General features: G+C 71.4%; 13 protein-coding genes. 8 read left to right on the forward strand and 5 right to left on the reverse strand.

Features of this window, described 5'->3' with window-relative positions; genetic code table 11:
* Positions 1-267: 267 nt before the first annotated feature.
* On the forward strand, positions 268-2580 hold the full coding sequence (locus tag ACFWXC_RS11430) for a Tat pathway signal sequence domain protein (protein ID WP_384476696.1): 2313 nt from the start codon (positions 268-270) through the stop codon (positions 2578-2580).
* A gap of 25 nt (positions 2581-2605) precedes the next feature.
* Positions 2606-4498, forward strand: coding sequence for a glycoside hydrolase family 97 catalytic domain-containing protein (locus tag ACFWXC_RS11435; RefSeq protein ID WP_384476699.1), 1893 nt, complete (start codon positions 2606-2608; stop codon positions 4496-4498).
* Here the strand turns inward: ACFWXC_RS11435 and ACFWXC_RS11440 are convergent.
* The 3 genes from ACFWXC_RS11440 to ACFWXC_RS11450 form a co-directional block, all read right to left on the reverse strand.
* The gene (locus ACFWXC_RS11440; RefSeq protein ID WP_384476702.1) at positions 4489-5403 is read right to left on the reverse strand and encodes a phytoene/squalene synthase family protein; all 915 of its coding nucleotides are present in this window, start codon (positions 5401-5403) and stop codon (positions 4489-4491) included. The genes ACFWXC_RS11435 and ACFWXC_RS11440 overlap by 10 nt on opposite strands.
* A 53-nt stretch (positions 5404-5456) precedes the next feature.
* On the reverse strand, positions 5457-6410 hold the full coding sequence (locus tag ACFWXC_RS11445) for an alpha/beta fold hydrolase (protein WP_384476705.1): 954 nt from the start codon (positions 6408-6410) through the stop codon (positions 5457-5459).
* Between the two features lie 62 nt (positions 6411-6472).
* Entirely contained in the window at positions 6473-8113 is a 1641-nt protein-coding gene (locus ACFWXC_RS11450) for an MFS transporter (protein ID WP_384476707.1), read from the reverse strand.
* A gap of 230 nt (positions 8114-8343) precedes the next feature.
* Here ACFWXC_RS11450 and ACFWXC_RS11455 point away from each other — a divergent pair, with 230 nt between their 5' ends.
* Both ACFWXC_RS11455 and ACFWXC_RS11460 read left to right on the forward strand, forming a co-directional pair.
* Positions 8344-9279, forward strand: a complete 936-nt coding sequence (locus ACFWXC_RS11455) for a LysR family transcriptional regulator (protein WP_384476710.1) — start codon at positions 8344-8346, stop codon at positions 9277-9279.
* Positions 9280-9390: 111 nt separating this feature from the next.
* Positions 9391-10143 (forward strand): YoaK family protein, encoded by a 753-nt coding sequence (locus tag ACFWXC_RS11460; protein ID WP_384476713.1) that lies wholly within the window; start codon positions 9391-9393, stop codon positions 10141-10143.
* Between the two features lie 64 nt (positions 10144-10207).
* On the opposite strand, the gene ACFWXC_RS11465 is transcribed toward ACFWXC_RS11460, so the two are convergent.
* On the reverse strand, positions 10208-10675 hold the full coding sequence (locus tag ACFWXC_RS11465; protein ID WP_384476715.1) for a nuclear transport factor 2 family protein: 468 nt from the start codon (positions 10673-10675) through the stop codon (positions 10208-10210).
* 136 nt (positions 10676-10811) lie between these two features.
* Between ACFWXC_RS11465 and ACFWXC_RS11470 the strand changes: the two genes are divergently transcribed.
* On the forward strand, positions 10812-11390 hold the full coding sequence (locus tag ACFWXC_RS11470) for a TetR/AcrR family transcriptional regulator (RefSeq protein WP_384476718.1): 579 nt from the start codon (positions 10812-10814) through the stop codon (positions 11388-11390).
* Positions 11391-11401: 11 nt separating this feature from the next.
* Positions 11402-12067, forward strand: coding sequence for an epimerase (locus ACFWXC_RS11475; protein ID WP_384476721.1), 666 nt, complete (start codon positions 11402-11404; stop codon positions 12065-12067).
* Between the two features lie 32 nt (positions 12068-12099).
* Here ACFWXC_RS11475 and ACFWXC_RS11480 read toward each other — a convergent pair whose 3' ends face one another.
* The gene (locus ACFWXC_RS11480) at positions 12100-13251 is read right to left on the reverse strand and encodes an MFS transporter (RefSeq protein ID WP_384477287.1); all 1152 of its coding nucleotides are present in this window, start codon (positions 13249-13251) and stop codon (positions 12100-12102) included.
* Between the two features lie 358 nt (positions 13252-13609).
* Between ACFWXC_RS11480 and ACFWXC_RS11485 the strand changes: the two genes are divergently transcribed.
* Together ACFWXC_RS11485 and ACFWXC_RS11490 are read left to right on the forward strand one after the other, a co-directional pair.
* Positions 13610-14410 (forward strand): alpha/beta hydrolase, encoded by an 801-nt coding sequence (locus ACFWXC_RS11485; RefSeq protein WP_384476724.1) that lies wholly within the window; start codon positions 13610-13612, stop codon positions 14408-14410.
* Between the two features lie 244 nt (positions 14411-14654).
* Positions 14655-16910: a carbohydrate-binding protein gene (locus tag ACFWXC_RS11490; RefSeq protein ID WP_384476727.1), complete on the forward strand. Its 2256-nt coding sequence runs from the start codon at positions 14655-14657 to the stop codon at positions 16908-16910.
* Positions 16911-17154 lie beyond the last annotated feature (244 nt).

Below are 17154 nucleotides of genomic sequence, written 5' to 3' on the forward strand. Positions count from 1 at the left end.
CCGGTGAACGGGTCGCGGCCGACGGCGTTCAGGCCGGCCACCGCCGCCCTCCGAGATGACCGGCACGCGCGTTCGGCTGCGCCAGAACAAGTCAATTCATCGGATGAGTCAAGAACCTGAGTCGGGGTTGTCGATGTGAACGCAAAGCTCACCGCCCGGAGTGGCGAACGAGCTTGACCTGCCGAGGCAGTTGACAGGTCCACGCGGGCTGCTAGGTTCCGCGATACACCCGATGTATCGAGGATCCGTCAGGTCTGGAGGACGACGATGACCTCGCAGCCGGAGCAACGTTCACCGGTGCCCCGCAGAGCCGTACTCGGCACCGCCCTTGGCGGCGCGGCAGCCGCGGCCCTGCCCGGAACCGCCCATGCCGAACAACAGCCCCCCGTGGCGGCGGGCGCCCGCGGGCGCCCCTGGAAACTCCGCGACACCATGACCGCCGACGGCGCCTGGGACCGGTTCCTGCGCGGCCAGGACCTGCTGTGGAGCAGACTGCCCACCCTCTGGTACGAGGGGCCGTTCCTCGGCGACGGGCTGCTCGGCAGCATGATCTACCAGGAGCCGGGCGCCCAGCAGATCCGCTTCACCGTCCAGCACGGCCGGGTCCAGGACCACCGGCCCGAGTTCGGCAGCGGCTGGGGCACCGCCCGCCTCCCGGTCGGGCACCTCACGCTCGAACCGGCCGGCACCGTCACCGCCGTCGACTGGCGGCTGAGCCTGTGGAACGCCGAACTCACCGGCACCGTCACCACAACCGCCGGCACCCTCACCCTTGCCGCCCTCATCCATGACGAGGTCCTCGCCGTCCGCGCCACGGCCCACGGCGGTGAAGAGGTCACCTGGACCTTTCACCCGGAGGAGGCCATCAGCCCGCGGAAGATCCAGGAGTCACCACCCGCCGGGTACACCGCCAACCCGCCCTGGACCGAACGGACCTCGGCCGACGGCACCGAGCAGGTCCTCCAACCTCTCACCGGCGGCGGCCAGACGGCCACCTCCTACCGCCGTACCGGCGACGAACTCCTGCTGAGCGTCGGCCACAGCTTCCCCTCGGACACCGCCGCCGAGGCCGACTCGCGCCGCAACCTGCGCCGCGCGGTGTCCTACGGCACCCTCAGACGACGGCACATCCGCTGGTGGCACGCCTTCTACCGGAAGAGCTTCGTGTCGTTCCCCGACCAGCGGCTGCAGAGTTTCCACTGGATCCAGCTCTACAAGGTGGCCTGCGCCAGCCGCGCGGACGGCCCGGTCATGGCCACCCCGGGCCCCTGGCTGGAGCCCACCCCCTGGCCGGCGGTCTGGTGGAACCTCAACGTCCAGCTCGAGTACTGGCTGATCCACGCCTTCAACCACCCGGAACTGGACGCCCTCGCCACCACCCTGCGCCAGAACCAGGAACAGCTCATCGCCAACGTGCCCGCCGGCTACCGCTCGGACAGTTCCGGCATCGGCCGCAGCTCCGACATGTTCGCCGACCGCGAGGTGGGCCGGCCCGGCACCGGCGCCGAGACCGGCGACCTCACCTGGGCTCTGCACAACGTGTGGCTGTCCTACCGGCACTCCATGGACAGGTCCCTGCTGCGCGACACCGTCTACCCGGTGCTGCGCCGCGCCATCAACTACTACCTGCACTTCCTCACCCCGGGCAGTGACGGCAAACTGCACCTCCCCAGCACGCTCTCACCCGAGTACCCGGTCGTCCCGCCGCAGGACACCAACTACGACCTGGCGCTGATCCGCTGGGGCTGCCAGACCCTCCTCGAATCGGCCGAACTGCTCGGCATCGACGACGAGTCGAAGCCCCGCTGGCAGGAGGTGCTGGCCCGGCTCACCCCGTACCCCGTCGACGACAACGGCTTCATGATCGGCGCCGACACCCCGTACGCCCAGTCCCACCGGCACTACTCGCACATGCTCATGGTGTACCCGCTGTACCTGGTCAACTGGGACCAGCCGGAGAACCGCGACCTGATCACGAAGTCCGTGGTCCGCTGGCACGCGCTGACCGGCGCCCACCGCGGTTACAGCTACACCGGAGCCGCCTCCATGTACGCGATGACCGGCGACGGCGACACCGCCATCGGCTACCTGCGGAAGTTCTTCGACCCCACGACCCGCTACCCGTGCCGGGCCAACACCCACTACACCGAGGCCGGTCCGGTCATCGAGACCCCGCTGTCCGCCTCGCAGTCCCTGCACGACATGTTCTGCCAGAGCTGGGGCGGGATCGTCCGGGTCTTCCCGGCCGTACCGACCGCCTGGGCCGACCTCACCCTGCACGACTTCCGCACCCAGGGCGCGTTCCTGGTCAGCGCCGTCCGCAAGGCCGGGACCACCCGGTTCATCCGTATCCGGAGCCTGGCCGGTGAGCCCCTCAAGCTCCGGCACGGCCTGACCGGCCCGCTCACCGTCCTGCTCGACGACGGTACCCCGGCCCGCACCCACGACCTCGGCGACGGCACCCTCGCCATCGACCTGCCGCGCGGCCGCGAGGTGCTCGTGCACTCCGGCTCCCGCCCCGACCTCGTCATCGCGCCCGTCGCCGTCAGCGAACCGGGCGCGGCCTGGGGACTGCCGTAACCACCGACCGGAAGACAGGCTTCTCATGGCTGTTCCGCTCCCGAGAACCGTGGTCGCCGCGCTCTGCGCCGGACTGGCGGCCACCCTCCTGACCACCGCGCCCGCCCGGGCCGAGCAGCGGGCGCACACCTGGACCGTCTCCGAGACGGCCCACGCACCCCGGGCCCGCATCGACCTCGACACCACCACCGGCACCCTCAGCCTCACCGTCTCCCGTGCCGGCCGTACGGTGATCGAACCGTCGCCCGTCGGCATCGTCACCCAACAGGCCGACCTCTCCCAGGGGTTGCGCTTCCTGCACCGCAAGGACCGGACGGTCGAGGAGCACTACCGGGCGAAGTCCGGGAAACGGCTGGACCGCAGGGTGCGCATGAACGAGACCCGGCTGTCCTTCGCCACCGCTGCCGGTGCCCGCCTCGACCTGGTCGTCCGCGCCTCCGCCGACGGCATCGCCTACCGGTACGTCCTGCCCGCCGGATCCGGCGACGTGCTCGGCGAGACCTCCGCGTTCGACCTGCCGGCCGACGCGGGAGCCTGGCTCAGCACCTACCGGGTCGACAACGAGGGCCAGTTCAACCAGTACACCGCGGCGACCGCCCCCACCGCCGAGTACTCGGACCAGGCCCTCTTCGCCACCCCCGGCGGCTACGCCCTGCTCGCCGAGTCCGACCTCACCGGCACCTACTCCGGCGCCCGGCTCGCCCACACCCAGGGCACCGGCACCTACCGCATCAAGCTCGCCGACACCCAGGTCCACGCCGACGGGCCGCTCGCCACCCCCTGGCGGGCCATGATCACCGGCGACCTCGCGACCGTCACCCGGTCCACCTTCACCGACGACCTCGCTCCCGCGTCCAAGGTCGCCGACCCGTCATGGATCCATCCGGGCACCGTGCTGTGGACCTGGCTCGCCGGCGGCCGCACGGCAGGCCAGAGCCTCGCCGCGCAGAAGGCGTACGTCGACTACGCGGCCGCCCGGCACTGGCCCTACGAGGCCGTCGACGCCGGCTGGTACTTCAAGACCGACGAGTGGGACACCACCGACCCGGACTGGCAGACGGACAGCTGGATGCCGGAACTCGTCGACTACGCGCGCGCCAAGGGCGTCGGGATCGTCGTCTGGATCCACCAGCGCGACCTCGACACCGCCGAGGAACGCGCCCAGTGGCTGCCCACCCTGGAACGCTGGGGCGTCAAGGGCGTCAAGATCGACTTCATGAACTCCGAGGCCCAGTCCATGCTCCGGTGGTACGACGCCATCCTCCCGGAGACCGCCGCCCACCACCTCCTGGTCGACTTCCACGGCGCCACCCTCCCCAAGGGCATCCAGCGCACCTGGCCCCAGGTGATGAGCATGGAGTCCGTCGGCGGCGAGGAGAAGCGCACCAACACCGCCGCCCACCTCACCACCCTGCCCTTCACCCGCAACGTCATCGGCTCCATGGACTTCACTCCCGGCGGCTTCCAGCGCGTCGGCCAGCGCCCGAATTCCGACGCGGCCGAGACCGGACTCACCGTCGCCTACGAGTCCGGCCTCCAGATGCTCGCGGGCACCCCCGAGTCGTACGACGCCCGGCCGCTCGCCCGGGACTTCCTCGACCAGCTGCCCGCGGCCTGGGACGACACCCGCCTGCTGGCCGGCAGCCCCGGCCGGGAAGCCGTCCTCGCCCGCCGCAGCGGGAACCGCTGGTTCCTGGGCGGGGTGTACGCAGGCGCCGCCCACACCGCCACGGTCCCCCTGACCGTCGGCCGCGGACGGTGGCTGGTGCAGACGATCCGGGACGGCGCCCAAGGCCTCGTCCAGGAGAGCCAGGTCCTGCGCGGCGGTGACGACCTGAGCGTCGACGTCGTCGCCGACGGCGGCTTCGCCGGGATCGCCTGCCGCTGGCACCCGGGCGTCACCAGCTGCTACCGCTGAGCACGCACCGCCCTGCGGCGGGCACCGAGCACCAGCTTGAGGGTGCCCGCCGTGGACGGCGACGCCGAGCCGCGCAGGACGTCCGTGCCGGGCGCGAGCACAGCGTCGGCGGTGAGCAGTTCGATCTCGATCAGTGTGCCCACCAGCGGGCGGTGGGCGGCCGGGATCAGTTCGAGCAGGTCCCGGGCCGACCGCAGGTCGGCCCGGGCGGTCTCGACCTCGTGTGCCACGAGCGAGCGCAGGCCGGGCGAGGCCTGTCCCGCCGCGAGGTCCTCCGCCGTGACGGAGAAACGCTTCAGGGTCTCCGCGGGGATGCCCGGCCGGCCCTCCCGCAGGTCCTCGGCGAGGTCGTTGACGAAGTCCAGCCGCTGGCTGCCGTCGATGAGCTTGCGGCAGCCGGCCAGGAACCGTCCGCCGGGATCGGTCTCGGGGCCCAGCAGCGCGCCTATCAGCAGGAAGGCCGGCATCGAGTAGGCGTCGAGATAGTCCTGGTAGTCGGCCTCGGTCGCGAAACCGGCGAACTCCAACTCGGCGGTGGCGGTGGCCAGATAGGCCTCCACGAGCTCCCGGTGCCGGGGGTACACGGTGACCGTGTGCAGGAGGGTGCGGACCAGGGGATCGGCACTGCTCCCCGTCTCCAGCCCCGCACGCACCCGCCGCTCCCAGTCGGCCCACGCCTGCGCACGCCCCGCCTCGGGACCGCTGTCCAGCAGGTCGTCCCCGTGGTGCATCACGGCCGTCGCGGCCACCACATGGGGCTGCACCGCGGGCGGCAGCAGCATCCGGCAGGCCAGATAGGCGCTCCGGCGATACCGCCGGACCGTACGCCGTTGGGTGCTGTAGTCCCGCCGCAGCTCCGCATCCCGGATCCCGGCCGCGGTCAGGCTCTGATTCCACGCGCTCACGAGAAGATCGTAGAGGCAGGCGCGGACCGCGGAGCCCGACCGCGGAAGAGTGCTCAGGAAAGGGACTTGAGGAAGTCGACGAGCGCCGCGTTCACCTCGTCCGGACGCTCCTGCTGGGTCCAGTGGCCGCAGCCCGCCAGCTTGAGGGGCTCGCGCACCAGGTTGGGCATCAGGACGGGCAGCCGCTCGATCAGTTCGGGCGTGCCGGGGAACGCCGGGACCACGTCACGGTCGCCGTAGACGTACAGCGCGGGCGGAGTGACGCGGGCACCCTGCCAGGGAGCGGTCAGTTCCCAGTTGCGATCGAGGTTGCGGTACCAGTTGAGCGCCCCGGTGAAGCCCTGCGAGAAGCTCTCGGTGAGGGCGTCCAGGTCCTCCTCGGTGAACCACTTCGGCAGCCGCTCGGGATCCGGCATGTCGGCGAGCCAGCCGCGCTCGGGGTCGACCAGGGGCTGTCCGACCGAACCGCTGTCACCGGAGGCCATGTGGAAGAACTTCCGCAGCGTGGTACGGGTGTCGCGGGCGAACTCGGCGTCGGCGACACCCGGCAGGTTGAAGTAGTTCCAGTAGAAGCGGCCACCGAACATCTCGTCCATGGCCCGGAGTGGCGGCCTCGTCCCCCGGAACGGCGGCGGCACGCTCAGCCCGGCCACCCCGCGCACCAGGTCGGGCCGGAACAGCGCGGTGTGCCAGGCCACCGGCGCGCCCCAGTCGTGCCCGACGACGAACGCCTTCTCCTCGCCCAACTCCCGGATCAGCCCGACGACATCGCCGACCAGGTGGAAGATGCTGTACGCGTCGACATCCTCGGGGTGGTCGCTGCTGCCGTAGCCCCGCTGGTCGGGGGCGACCACATGGAAGCCGGCCGCGGCCAGCGGGCCGAACTGGTGCTGCCAGGAGTGCCATGACTCGGGGAAGCCGTGCAGCAGCACGACCAGCGGGCCGGAACCCTCCTCTGCGATGTGCAGCCGGATCCCGTTCACGTCGATCAATCGATGCTGAACCATGCGCACGAGCGTACGCGCAATGATCTTCGGCCACGGTGTCCGGTACTGCCGTCTGCGCGCGCTCAGGTCACTGTGTCCCGCACGGTGGCGGTGGCGTCGAAGGCGTGCGTGACCTCCGGCTCGGTACCGGGCAGCAGCAGGGCCCGGGAGGCCGCCTCGAAGCGGTGGTCGGTCTCGGTCAGCCGGGTGTGGTGCTGGGCGAGATGCTCCGCCCAGGAGCCGATGAGGTAGTTCTCGATGAAGCGGCCGGGCGCGTTGCCGTCCTCGTAGAGGCCCCAGGTGAGTGCCCCGGTGCGGCGCCGGGAGTGGGCCACCTGCCGCATGGCGGTGGTGAAGGCGGCGCGGTCGGCGGGGGCGACGTGGTAGACGACGGAGACGAGGACCGGGCCGTCGGCCGGGCCGGGCTCGTAGACCAGGGGCGGGACGGGCCAGTGGTCGGACAGGGTCGGGTCGATGCGGGCGGCGTCGTACAGCGGCCAGAGCCGGACGCTCGCCGCGGTGAGCAGCAGCAGGGCCGCCGCGATCAGCAGGGCGGTGGTCAGCCCGAGCCACTGGGCGAGCGCGCCCCACAGCGGTGCGGCCAGCGCCTGCCCGCCCTGGAAGACCAGCAGGTAGACGGCCAGGCCACGGGCCCGTACCCAGCCGGGCAGCCGGGTCTGGGTCGCGGCGCTGAGGGTGGACAGGACCCCGATCCAGGCCAGCCCGGCGGGCAACAGGGCGAGCGCGACGACCCAGGTGACGTGGACAGTGGCCAGGACGGCCAGCACCACGGCGAAGGCGGCGGCTCCGGCGGCGAGCGTGCCGTTGGCGCCGAGCACCTTGCGCATCCGGGGCAGCAGGAAGGCGCCGCTGACCGCGCCGACGCCGACGGCGGCCAGGAGCAGGCCGTATCCGCCGGAGCCCAGGCCGAGCGAGTGGCCGGCGACCAGCGGCAGCAGGGACCACACGGCGGCCGCGCCGGGGATGAACAGGGCGGTGCGCAGCAGGACGCGCCGGACGCCGGGCGCGTTGCGCACATAGCGGCGGGCGGCGTACAGGGCGGTGAGGAACCGTTCGCGTTCGGCCTCCGGGACGCGCGGGGTCGGCTGGCGTTTCCACAGCAGCAGGACGATCACGATGCCCAGGAACGAGACCGCGTTGAAGGCGAAGGTCCAGCCCGCGCCCGCCGCCGCGACCAGGACACCGCCGATCGCCGGTCCGATGGCCCGGGCCAGGTTCATGTTCACCGCGCCCAGCGCGGACGCCTCCGCCAGCTGGCTGCGCGGGACCAGTTCCGGCTGGATCGCCTGCCAGGCCGGGCCCATCAGGGCGGTGCCGCAGCCGAGCAGGAACGTCAGGGCGAGCAGCGGTCCGGGGGAGAGCGTGCCGGCGAAGGCCAGGACGGCGAGGACCGTGGCCACCGCGCACATGGCCAGCTGGGCGACCACCAGCAGCCGGCGCCGGTCGAAGCGGTCGGCGAGCACCCCGGAGGGCAGTGCCAGCAGGACGACGGGCAGGCTGGAGGCGGTCTGGACGAGGGTGACCAGGGTGGCCCCGTGGCCGAGGAGCAGCCACTGGGCGCCGACGGTCTGCATCCACGTGCCGACGTTCGACACGAACTGCGCGATCCACAGGGCCCGGAACACCGGGAGGGCCAGGGGCGCCCAGGACGACTCCGACCCGGAGGAACCGCTGCCGGGGCCGGGTTTCGTGGTCACTGCCATGTCACCGCTCCGCGAGGGTTGGGTCCCGGGCGCCCCGGCCCGCCCACACCGCCGCCGGACCGGAACGGCGTAAGCCTCTCAGAAGCAGAGCCGAAGATCATCCGTCGAACGCCGTCGAGTTGGCCGTGCTCCGCGGGAGTTCTCACGGCGGAGGTGCCGTGCGCCTACTGATCGACATCGGTCTGGCGCATGAATTGACCGGAATCGATCGGCGAGAGAGATTGATGTCCATGGAGCTGCGGCATCTGAGGTACTTCCTGGCGGTCGCCGAGACCCACAACTTCACCCAGGCTGCCGCACGTTGTTATGTCGCGCAGTCGGCGCTGAGCCAGCAGATCGCCCGGCTGGAGAAGGACGTCGGAGCCCCGCTGTTCAGCCGTACGAGCCGCTCGGTCCGGCTGACCGCCGCCGGTGAGCTGCTGGAGCCGCGTGCCCGGCGCATCCTCGCCGACGTCGACAACGCCCAGGCCGCCCTCGACGCGCTGGCGGGCCTGCGCCGCGGCCGGCTCCGGCTGGGCCTGGTGCAGACGATGGCCGTGCCCTTCGACATGGTGGAGGTGCTGGCCGACTACCGCGCCCGCTATCCCGGCGTCGACCTGCGCGTCTCCAACGATCCCAGCTCCCGGATGGCCGCCGCGGTCCTCGCCGGCACCCTCGATGTCGGGGTGGTCGGACTCTCCGCCCGGCAGGTGCCGGAGGGGCTGGACCACCGGACGCTGGGCAGCGCCCCGCTGGTCGCCGTCGTACCGCGCGACCACGCTCTCGCGGACCGGGAGGCCATCGATCTCGCCGAGCTGCCCGACAGCCACCCGCTGATCCAGTTCACACGGGGCAGCGGTCTGCGCCGCCAGGTCGAGGCGGCCTTCGCCCGCGCGGGAGCGGAGGCGGGCCAGCACTTCGAGGTGGGCCAGATCCACGACATGATCCGGCTGGCCGCACGCGGGGTGGGCGTCACCGTCGTACCCCGGTCCACCGTCGTCGGCCCCGGCTCCGTACTGGGCCTCGACGACGCCGACGAGCTGCCCCGGGGCGCGCGGATGCTGCGTCTGACGGACGAGGAGGCCGTGCACCACATCTGCGTGGCGTACGACGGCACCCGGCTGGCTCCGGCCGCCGAGGCGTTTCTCGACGTCCTCGAACACCACGGGGGCGATCGATCGGCATGACCGATCGCTGCGCCCGGATCCATATGTTGGACAGGGCGACCGGGATGGCCGGAGGGTGGAGAGGACGCACCACGCGAGGTGCGGTTTCGTTCCAGTCCCGAAGGGACCGCCATGTCGATCATGGATGCCGTCCGGCCCGTAGTCCGCGACGCACGGGCGACCGTGCTGCCCGACCCGGCGGACCGCCATGGCCCTCTGCCCCCGCTGATGCTCGCCCTCACCGTGGTGACCGGCCTCGTGGACTCCTTCAGCTACCTGGTGCTCGGCCATGTCTTCGTCGCCAACATGACCGGCAACGTGGTCTTCGCCGGCTTCTCGATCGCGGGCGCCGCGGGGTTCTCCCTGGCCGCCTCGCTGGCCGCGCTGGCCGCCTTCGGCGTGGGCGCCCTGCTGGGCGGCCGGATCGCGCACCGGGCCCGCGCGCACCGCGGCCGCGTCCTGCGCCTGGCGCTCGTCCTGGAGACGGTCCTGTTCCTGGCGGCCTACGTCGTCGCCCGGTACGGCGCCCCCCTGGACACCGCCGGGACCCGGTACTCGCTGATCGCGCTCCTCGGCCTCGCCATGGGCGTCCAGAACGCGACCGCCCGCGCGCTCGCCGTGCCGGACCTCACCACGACCGTGCTGACCCTGACCATCACCGGCATGGCCTCCGACAGCAAGGCCGCCGGAGGCGGCGGGGGCAAGACCGGCCGGCGCGCCCTCTCGGTGCTGGCGATGTTCGCCGGTGCCCTGATCGGAGCCTTCGCCGTCCGTGACGGCACCCCCGCCCTGCCCCTGCTGCTGGCCACCGTGCTCCTCGCGGGCAGCGCGCTCGACGCGTTCGCCCTGACCCGCTCGGACGCGCGCTGGACCGACCCGCTGTGACCGTCTCACCCCGTACCGGAGCGGCGTGCAGCGGCGGCCTTTCCTTCGCCGCAGCGCCCGCCGGTCACGGTGTCGAGGGGCGCGTCTCCGTCCAGTCGACCATCAGGCGGCGCTCGGCGAACAGCCATTCGCCGTCCTGCCTGGTGAACTCGTCGAGATAGCGGATGGACGCGATCATCAGCGTGCGCCCGCCGTCGTCCCCGACCGAGAGATGGTGGGCCAGGCAGTAGCTCTCGCCGGTTGCGCGGTCCCCGTCGAGGGAGACGGTGCTCTGGCCGTTGAAGTGCGTCGTCGTCCGATACGAGTTGAGGTTGTCGAACACGGGGGCGAGGGAGGCGCGGCCGTGCAGTTCCTGCGTCGGCTCCGCCGCCGTGGCGTCCATGAACACCAGAAAACGGGTGTCCTCGGTGAACAGGCTCATCTGGCCCTTTGCGTCGCGCCGGTCCGCGCAGTGGGCGTAGGCGTCGATCAGCTCACGGATGGCCAGCCGGTCGGCGGCTTCCTGAGGTGAGACGGAGGTATGGGCGGCCATGCGGAGCTCCTCGGGACTTTCTTGCGCCTGTCTGTTTGACAGATGTATAAAAGCATCGTAGATGTGGCCGCGCAACGGCTGGGTACAGGAGTGTGTACAGGAGGGCAGTGCTCTGAACGACCGGATCGATCCGCGCGTGACCCGAACGGTCCGCGCCTTCGAGCAGGCCGTCGTGGAGCTGGCCTCGGAGCGTCCCGTCTCTCAGATCACCGTCGCCGAGCTCGCGGACCGGGCCGGTGTCAGCCGGGCGACCTTCTACAACCGCTACAGCACCCCGCTGGACCCGCTCATCCAGGTGCTGTACGACGACCTGGAGCGCGGCCGGCGCAGGGACGACGAGCTGTGTGCCGAGGGCGGATATTCCGCTCCCGAGCTGTTCCGCCTGGCCGCGGCCGGCATCGCCGACCACGCCGAACGGTTCATCGGCGTCTACCGGAACTCCCTCGCCGATCCGGCGGACAGCGGTGTGTACGAGGCATTCGTACGGCACTGCGGCGCGTACGCCCTGGCATTCCTGGCCCGCACCGAGCAGCATGGTCCCCCCGGTGCCGGCCGTCAGATGATCGCGCAGTTCATGGCCCACGGTTTCGCCGGGGCCGTCAGGGCCTGGCTCGACAACCCGTCCGTCACCAAGGACGAACTGGTCGCCTCGGCCATGGCCTGTGCACCCGCCTGGTGGAGGTCCGGTCCCGTGCCGGACCCCGCCTCCCAGTGATGGAGCCCTTTGTGAACGTCGTCGTCTTCGGCGCGTCCGGCATGGTCGGACAAGGCGTCCTGCGCGCCTGCCTCCTCGACCCCACGGTCGACAGCGTCCGGGTGGTGGTCCGCCGCCCGCTCGGCGTCACCCACCCCAAGCTGACGGAAGTCATCCATGACGACTTCACCGACCTGTCCGCCATCAGTGACCGGCTGACCGGCCTGGACGCCTGCTTCTACTGCCTCGGTGTCTCCTCCACGGGGATGAGCGAGGCCGAATACACCCGCGTCACCTACGACTTCACCCTCGCCGCCGCCCGCGCGCTGGTCGCCGCCAGTCCCGGACCGACCTTCACTTATGTCTCCGGTGAGGGCACCGACAGCACCGAACAGGGCCGCACCATGTGGGCGCGGGTGAAGGGGCGCACCGAGAACGCCCTGCTGGCCATGCCGATGAACGCGTACATGTTCCGCCCCGGCTATATCCAGCCCCGCCACGGAGCGGTCTCCCGGACCCGCGTCTACCGCGTCATGTACTCCCTCACCTCCTGGCTCTACCCGCTGCTGCACCGCCTGGTGCCCGCCCACACGACGACCACCGAACACCTCGCCCACGCCATGCTGGCGCTGACCCGCCCGGGCGTGACCGAGAACCGGGTGCTGTACAGCAAGGACATCAACCGTCTGGGCGCCTGACAGATCCCCCTCGGCGACCGGGATGTTCGGCATCACGTCGCCCGGCGTGCGGCCACCAGCATGACGACCACGGAGGCCAGGGTGAGCGCGGCGCCGGTGTAGAGCGGCGCCCGGTAGCCGAGGCCCGCGGTGATGGCCAGGCCGCCGAGCCAGGCGCCCAGGGCGTTGCCGACGTTGGACGCGGAGACGTTGGCGCTCGCGGCCAGTGCCGATCCGTGGGCCGCGTCGGTCACCCGGGTGATCATGCCGGGGACGGCGGCGAACCCGGCCACCCCCATCAGGAACACCAGCATCACCGATGCCACGGCACTGCCGGCCAGCAGACCGAACAGGGTCAGAGTGACGGTCAGTCCCAGCAGTGCCAGCACCAGGGCGCGATCGCGGTCCCGGTCCGCCGCTCGCCCGCCGATCAGGTTCCCTGCGACCAGGCCGGCGCCGTACAGCATCAGCAACCAGGCGACAGCCGCCGCGGAGAAGCCGCTGACCTCGGTGAAGGTGTACGCGATGTAGCTGAACGCACCGAACATCCCGCCGTAGCCGAGCGCGGTGGCGGTCAGCGTCAGCCACACCTGCCAGGAGCACAACGCCCGGAACTGGTCCCGCAGGCCGGTCGACGCCCCGGCGCCGGTCGACGCCCCCGCCCCGCCGGGTACGAGGGCGATGATGCCGGCCAGTGCCAGTACACCGATCGCGGTGACCGCCCAGAAGGCCGCCCGCCATCCCCAACGCTCGCCCACCAGCGCGCCGAACGGCACACCGAGCACGTTCGCGAGCGTCAGCCCGGCGAACATGACCGCCACCGCACGGGACTTCCGTTCCGGCGTGACCAGGCCACGCGCGACGAGCGAGCCGATACCGAAGAACGAACCGTGGCACAGGGCGGCGACGATCCGCCCGAGCAGCAGCACGGAGTAGGTGGGCGCGATCGCGGACAGGAAGTTTCCGACGACGAACAAGGCCATCAGCCCGACCAGGACGTGCTTGCGCGGCAACCGTGTCGTCGCCGCGGTGAGGGCGATCGCGCCGACGGCGACGCTCAGCGCGTACCCGGAGATCAGCCAGCCCGCGGTCGCCTCGGACACCGAGAAACCCGAGGCCACCTGGGGCAGCAGACCGGCGATCAGGAACTCGGTCAGCCCGATGCCGAAGCCGCCGAGGGCCAAGGCGACCAGCCCGATCGGCATCCGCCGCGGCTCCGTCCCGCGGCCGTCCGGCAGCGCAGCCCCGTCGCCGACCCCGATGACCCGGATTTCGCCCATGGACCGACCTTCACCGCCGACGGCGGCTCCGTCCATGGACAGAGATCCAGGGCGCTTGGACGCATCGACACGCGCGCGGACGGCGTCGTGCGGGCCGTAAATGCGGTGGACGGGTCGGGCTCGGGTGCGTAACGTCCGTCGGGCCGTGATGCCGTGTGAGGAGGTGAGACCCATGAACGCTGTAGCAGAGTGGGTGCTCCCTCTCCCCGTCACGGTCGGGCGACTGACGTAGGTGTCGCCGGGAGCGCCTGTACGAGAAGGCCATCCCGAAAGGCAACAACCCATGCAGTCCCTGTGTTTCACCGCGGAGACCACGTCGGACGGCGTCGTCGAACGCGACTTCACCCTGGGCGGGATCCCCGGCGTGCTCTGGTCACCGGAGTCCGTATCCGGCTCGGGGGCCGGCCGTGAGTCCGGTCCCGACCGCGCCCCCCTCGTGCTGATGGGCCACGGCGGCGGCACCCACAAGAGGTGGCCGGCGATGACGGGCCGGGCCCGTCTCCTCGTGACCGGCTGCGGCTTCCACGTCGCCTGTGTCGACGCGCCCGGTCACGGCGACCGGCCGCGAACCGCGTACGACGAGCGGGAGATCGCCGAGCTGTACCGGGCGCGGGCGGCGGGCGAACCGGAAGGTCCCGTCGTCGTCCGCTACAACGCCCACCTGGCAGCACGCGCCGTACCGGAGTGGCAGGCGACCCTCGACGCCCTCCAGGAGCTTCCGGAGATCGGTGCCGGGGGACCGGTCGGCTACTACGGCCTGAACATGGGCACCGCGATCGGGGTTCCGCTGACGGCGGCCGACGCCAGGATCACCGCCGCGGTCTTCGGGCTCCACTGGCCCGATGCCCTGGCCGAGGCGGCCCGGCGGATCACCGTCCCGATCGAGTTCGCGCTCCAGTGGGACGACGAGCACATCCCGCGTGAGGCCGGACTCGCGCTGTTCGACGCCTTCGCCTCGAAGGAGAAGACGTTGCACGCCAACACGGGCAGCCACAAGGAACTGCCCAGGTTCGAGGCCGACAGCGCGGTCCGCTTCTTCGCCCGGCATCTGGTCCGGGCCGACACCTCACCGGCCCTGACCTGACGGGCCGTCGGCGCCCGGCCGCGACAGCCCTACCTGTGACGGCAGTCGGCCACACCACCCGGTGGCACCGGCCGGGCGTCGGCACCGCCCGCCGCGAAACCCTTTCTTCACGCCTTGACTTAACATCGGGGACATTGCTTGGATCTCAAGTCGGCGTTCTCTGTGTGCCGTTGCTGCCGCAGCGGTCACGCGCCTTTGGTTCGGCACGGCACCACCCCCGACCCACCAGAGCCCAGGAGCAGCTGTGAGACGTACGCTCACCACGATCGCGGCCGTAGCTGTCATGACACTGCCACTCATCGGCGCGGGCCCGACCGCGCAGGCCGACCGGGCCGCGAGCGGCCGCACCGGGCACGGCCAGGCCGTGACCGGCACCTACTCCACCGGCGGTGCGCAGACCTGGCGCCCCCTGCCGATCGTCAGGACGGGCACGGACACCGGCGGCCCCGTCGACGCCACCGTGGTCGCCGACCCCAGCGCCCTTCGGCAGCGGTACACCGGCATCGGCTTCTCCCTGGACGAGACGAGCGTGTCCAACCTGTGGAAGCTCACCCCCGGTGAACGTGCCAAGGCCATCAGGCTCCTTGTCGACCCCGAGCACGGTGCGGGACTCGACCGGTTCCGGCTGACGATCGGCAGCCCCGATCTCATCGAGCACCTCCCGTTCTGGTCGGAGGACGACCTGCCCGCCGGAGTCACCGAGGACTTCGGCCTGAAGCACTTCTCCATCCGGCGGGATCTCGACCTGCACATCGTCGACACCATCAAACTCATCCAGCGCTACAACCCCCACGCCACGTTCTTCGCGTCGGCGTGGAGCGCGCCCGCCTGGATGAAGACGAACAACCGGTTCCTCGGCGAGGTCGCCCTCAAGCCCGGGAGCAGCACGGACTACTACCAGGTCGGCAAGTTGCGGGACGACTGCATCGAGGTGTTCGCCCGGTACTACGTCAAGTTCGTCCAGGCGTACGCCCGGCAGGGCATCCGCGTCGACGCGCTGACCCTGCTGAACGAGCCGGGCATGGACGTCGTCTACCCGGCCATGGACATCAGCGTCGCCCAGCAGCAGAAGCTGGCCCTGGCGATCAAGCGGGAACTGCGTACCGCCCACCTGGGCACCACCCAGCTGTACGTGCACGACTTCAACTTCTGGGACTGGCGCGACCCCAACAGCACGGCGACGAAGAACTATTACCGCATCTTCGAGGACGCCCCGGACGGCTCGGTGACCGGCGCCCAGGTCCGCAAGGCGGCGGACGCCATCGCCTTCCACCCCTACTGGGGCGACCCGACCGTCATGCGCGACGCCTACGAGGAGACCGGGAAGCCGGTCCAGCTCACGGAGACGAGCGACCTGTCGCCCTCGACCGTCCTCGACGACTTCCGCCTCGACGCCGGTTCCTACATCCTGTGGGCCCAGACCACCGACCAGGACGGCGGCACCCTGCACTGGACGCCGTCGAGGGACAACAACATCGACTGGGACGAGGTCGCGGCCACCACCAAGTGGCCCGACCGGCTGGTCACGGTGAACACCGGCACCAAAGAGTTCACGGTCCGCGACGAGCTCTATCAGCTGGGCCAGTTCGCGAAGTACCTCTCACCCGGTGACGTACGCCTGGAGTCCAGCGCCGCGCAGGACGGTGTCAGCAACGTGGTCTACCGGACCCGCGACGGCGGCTACGTGGCCGTCCTCGGCAACGGCGCCGGATCCGACCGCAGGGTCCGGGTGGTCGTCGGCGACCAGACGTTCGTCGTGACGGTGCCGGCGGGTTCCTTCGCCACCTACCGGTGGCAGGGCAAGGCCGCCACGGGCTCCCGCAACCACGCCCCGGTCCTCGCGCCGGCCGCCGACGTCGTCGCCGACCAGTACGGCACCACGCAGGTGCAGTTGAAGGCCACCGACCGGGACGGCGACCGGCTCTCCTACTACGCGACCGAACTGCCCGACGGTGTCACCCTCGATCCGGCGACCGGCCTGGTCACGATCCGGCCGACGGCCACCGGTGAGCAGGACCTGACCTTCTACGCCACCGACGGCAGGGCACGCGACCAGGTCACCCTCCACCTGACCGTCCGCCCGCATGCGGCACCCGTGGGAGAGAAGATCGAGGCGGAGGGCTATACGGACCAGCACGGCTGGCCCGCCGACGGCAGCAACTTCATCGAGAGCAACCCGGCCGCCAGCGGCGGCAGGAACGTGGGCTGGACCGCCGCAGGCAACTGGCTGACGTACCGCGTCGAGGTGCCGCGGACCGGCTCGTACGATCTCGAACTGCGCGTCGCCAACGGCACGGCCGCCACCGCGGCGAACGCCGTGTCCCTCCGGGACGACAGCGGTACGACCCTGGCGACGGCGTCCGTGCCGTCCACGGGCGGCTGGGGGAGCTACCAGTCGGTGTCCGTACCCGTCGCCCTCCGCGCCGGGGAACAGACGGTCACCGTCTACTGCGAGACCGGCGGCTTCAACCTCGACTACCTGCGCCTCACTGCCTCCTGACCGCCTTCCTGACAGCCGCCGTCCCCCGGCGCCGGACCGGCCACGCGCCCCCGGCCCCGGGTACGGCGGCCCCCAGTGCGGCGGCCGACTTCGACGGTGTCCTCGCGTACGTCCAGGAGCACAGCGACTCCGGTCGCGGCGCGCGACCACTGCCGAACGGGCCTGCCTCGCCGCGTTCTTCGACCGCCGACTGCGCGGCCGTACGGCCGACTGCGCAGCCGTACCGGCGACGCCCTGCCGGACC

This window comes from Streptomyces sp. NPDC058683, from assembly GCF_042716195.1.
Lineage (GTDB): Bacteria > Actinomycetota > Actinomycetes > Streptomycetales > Streptomycetaceae > Streptomyces.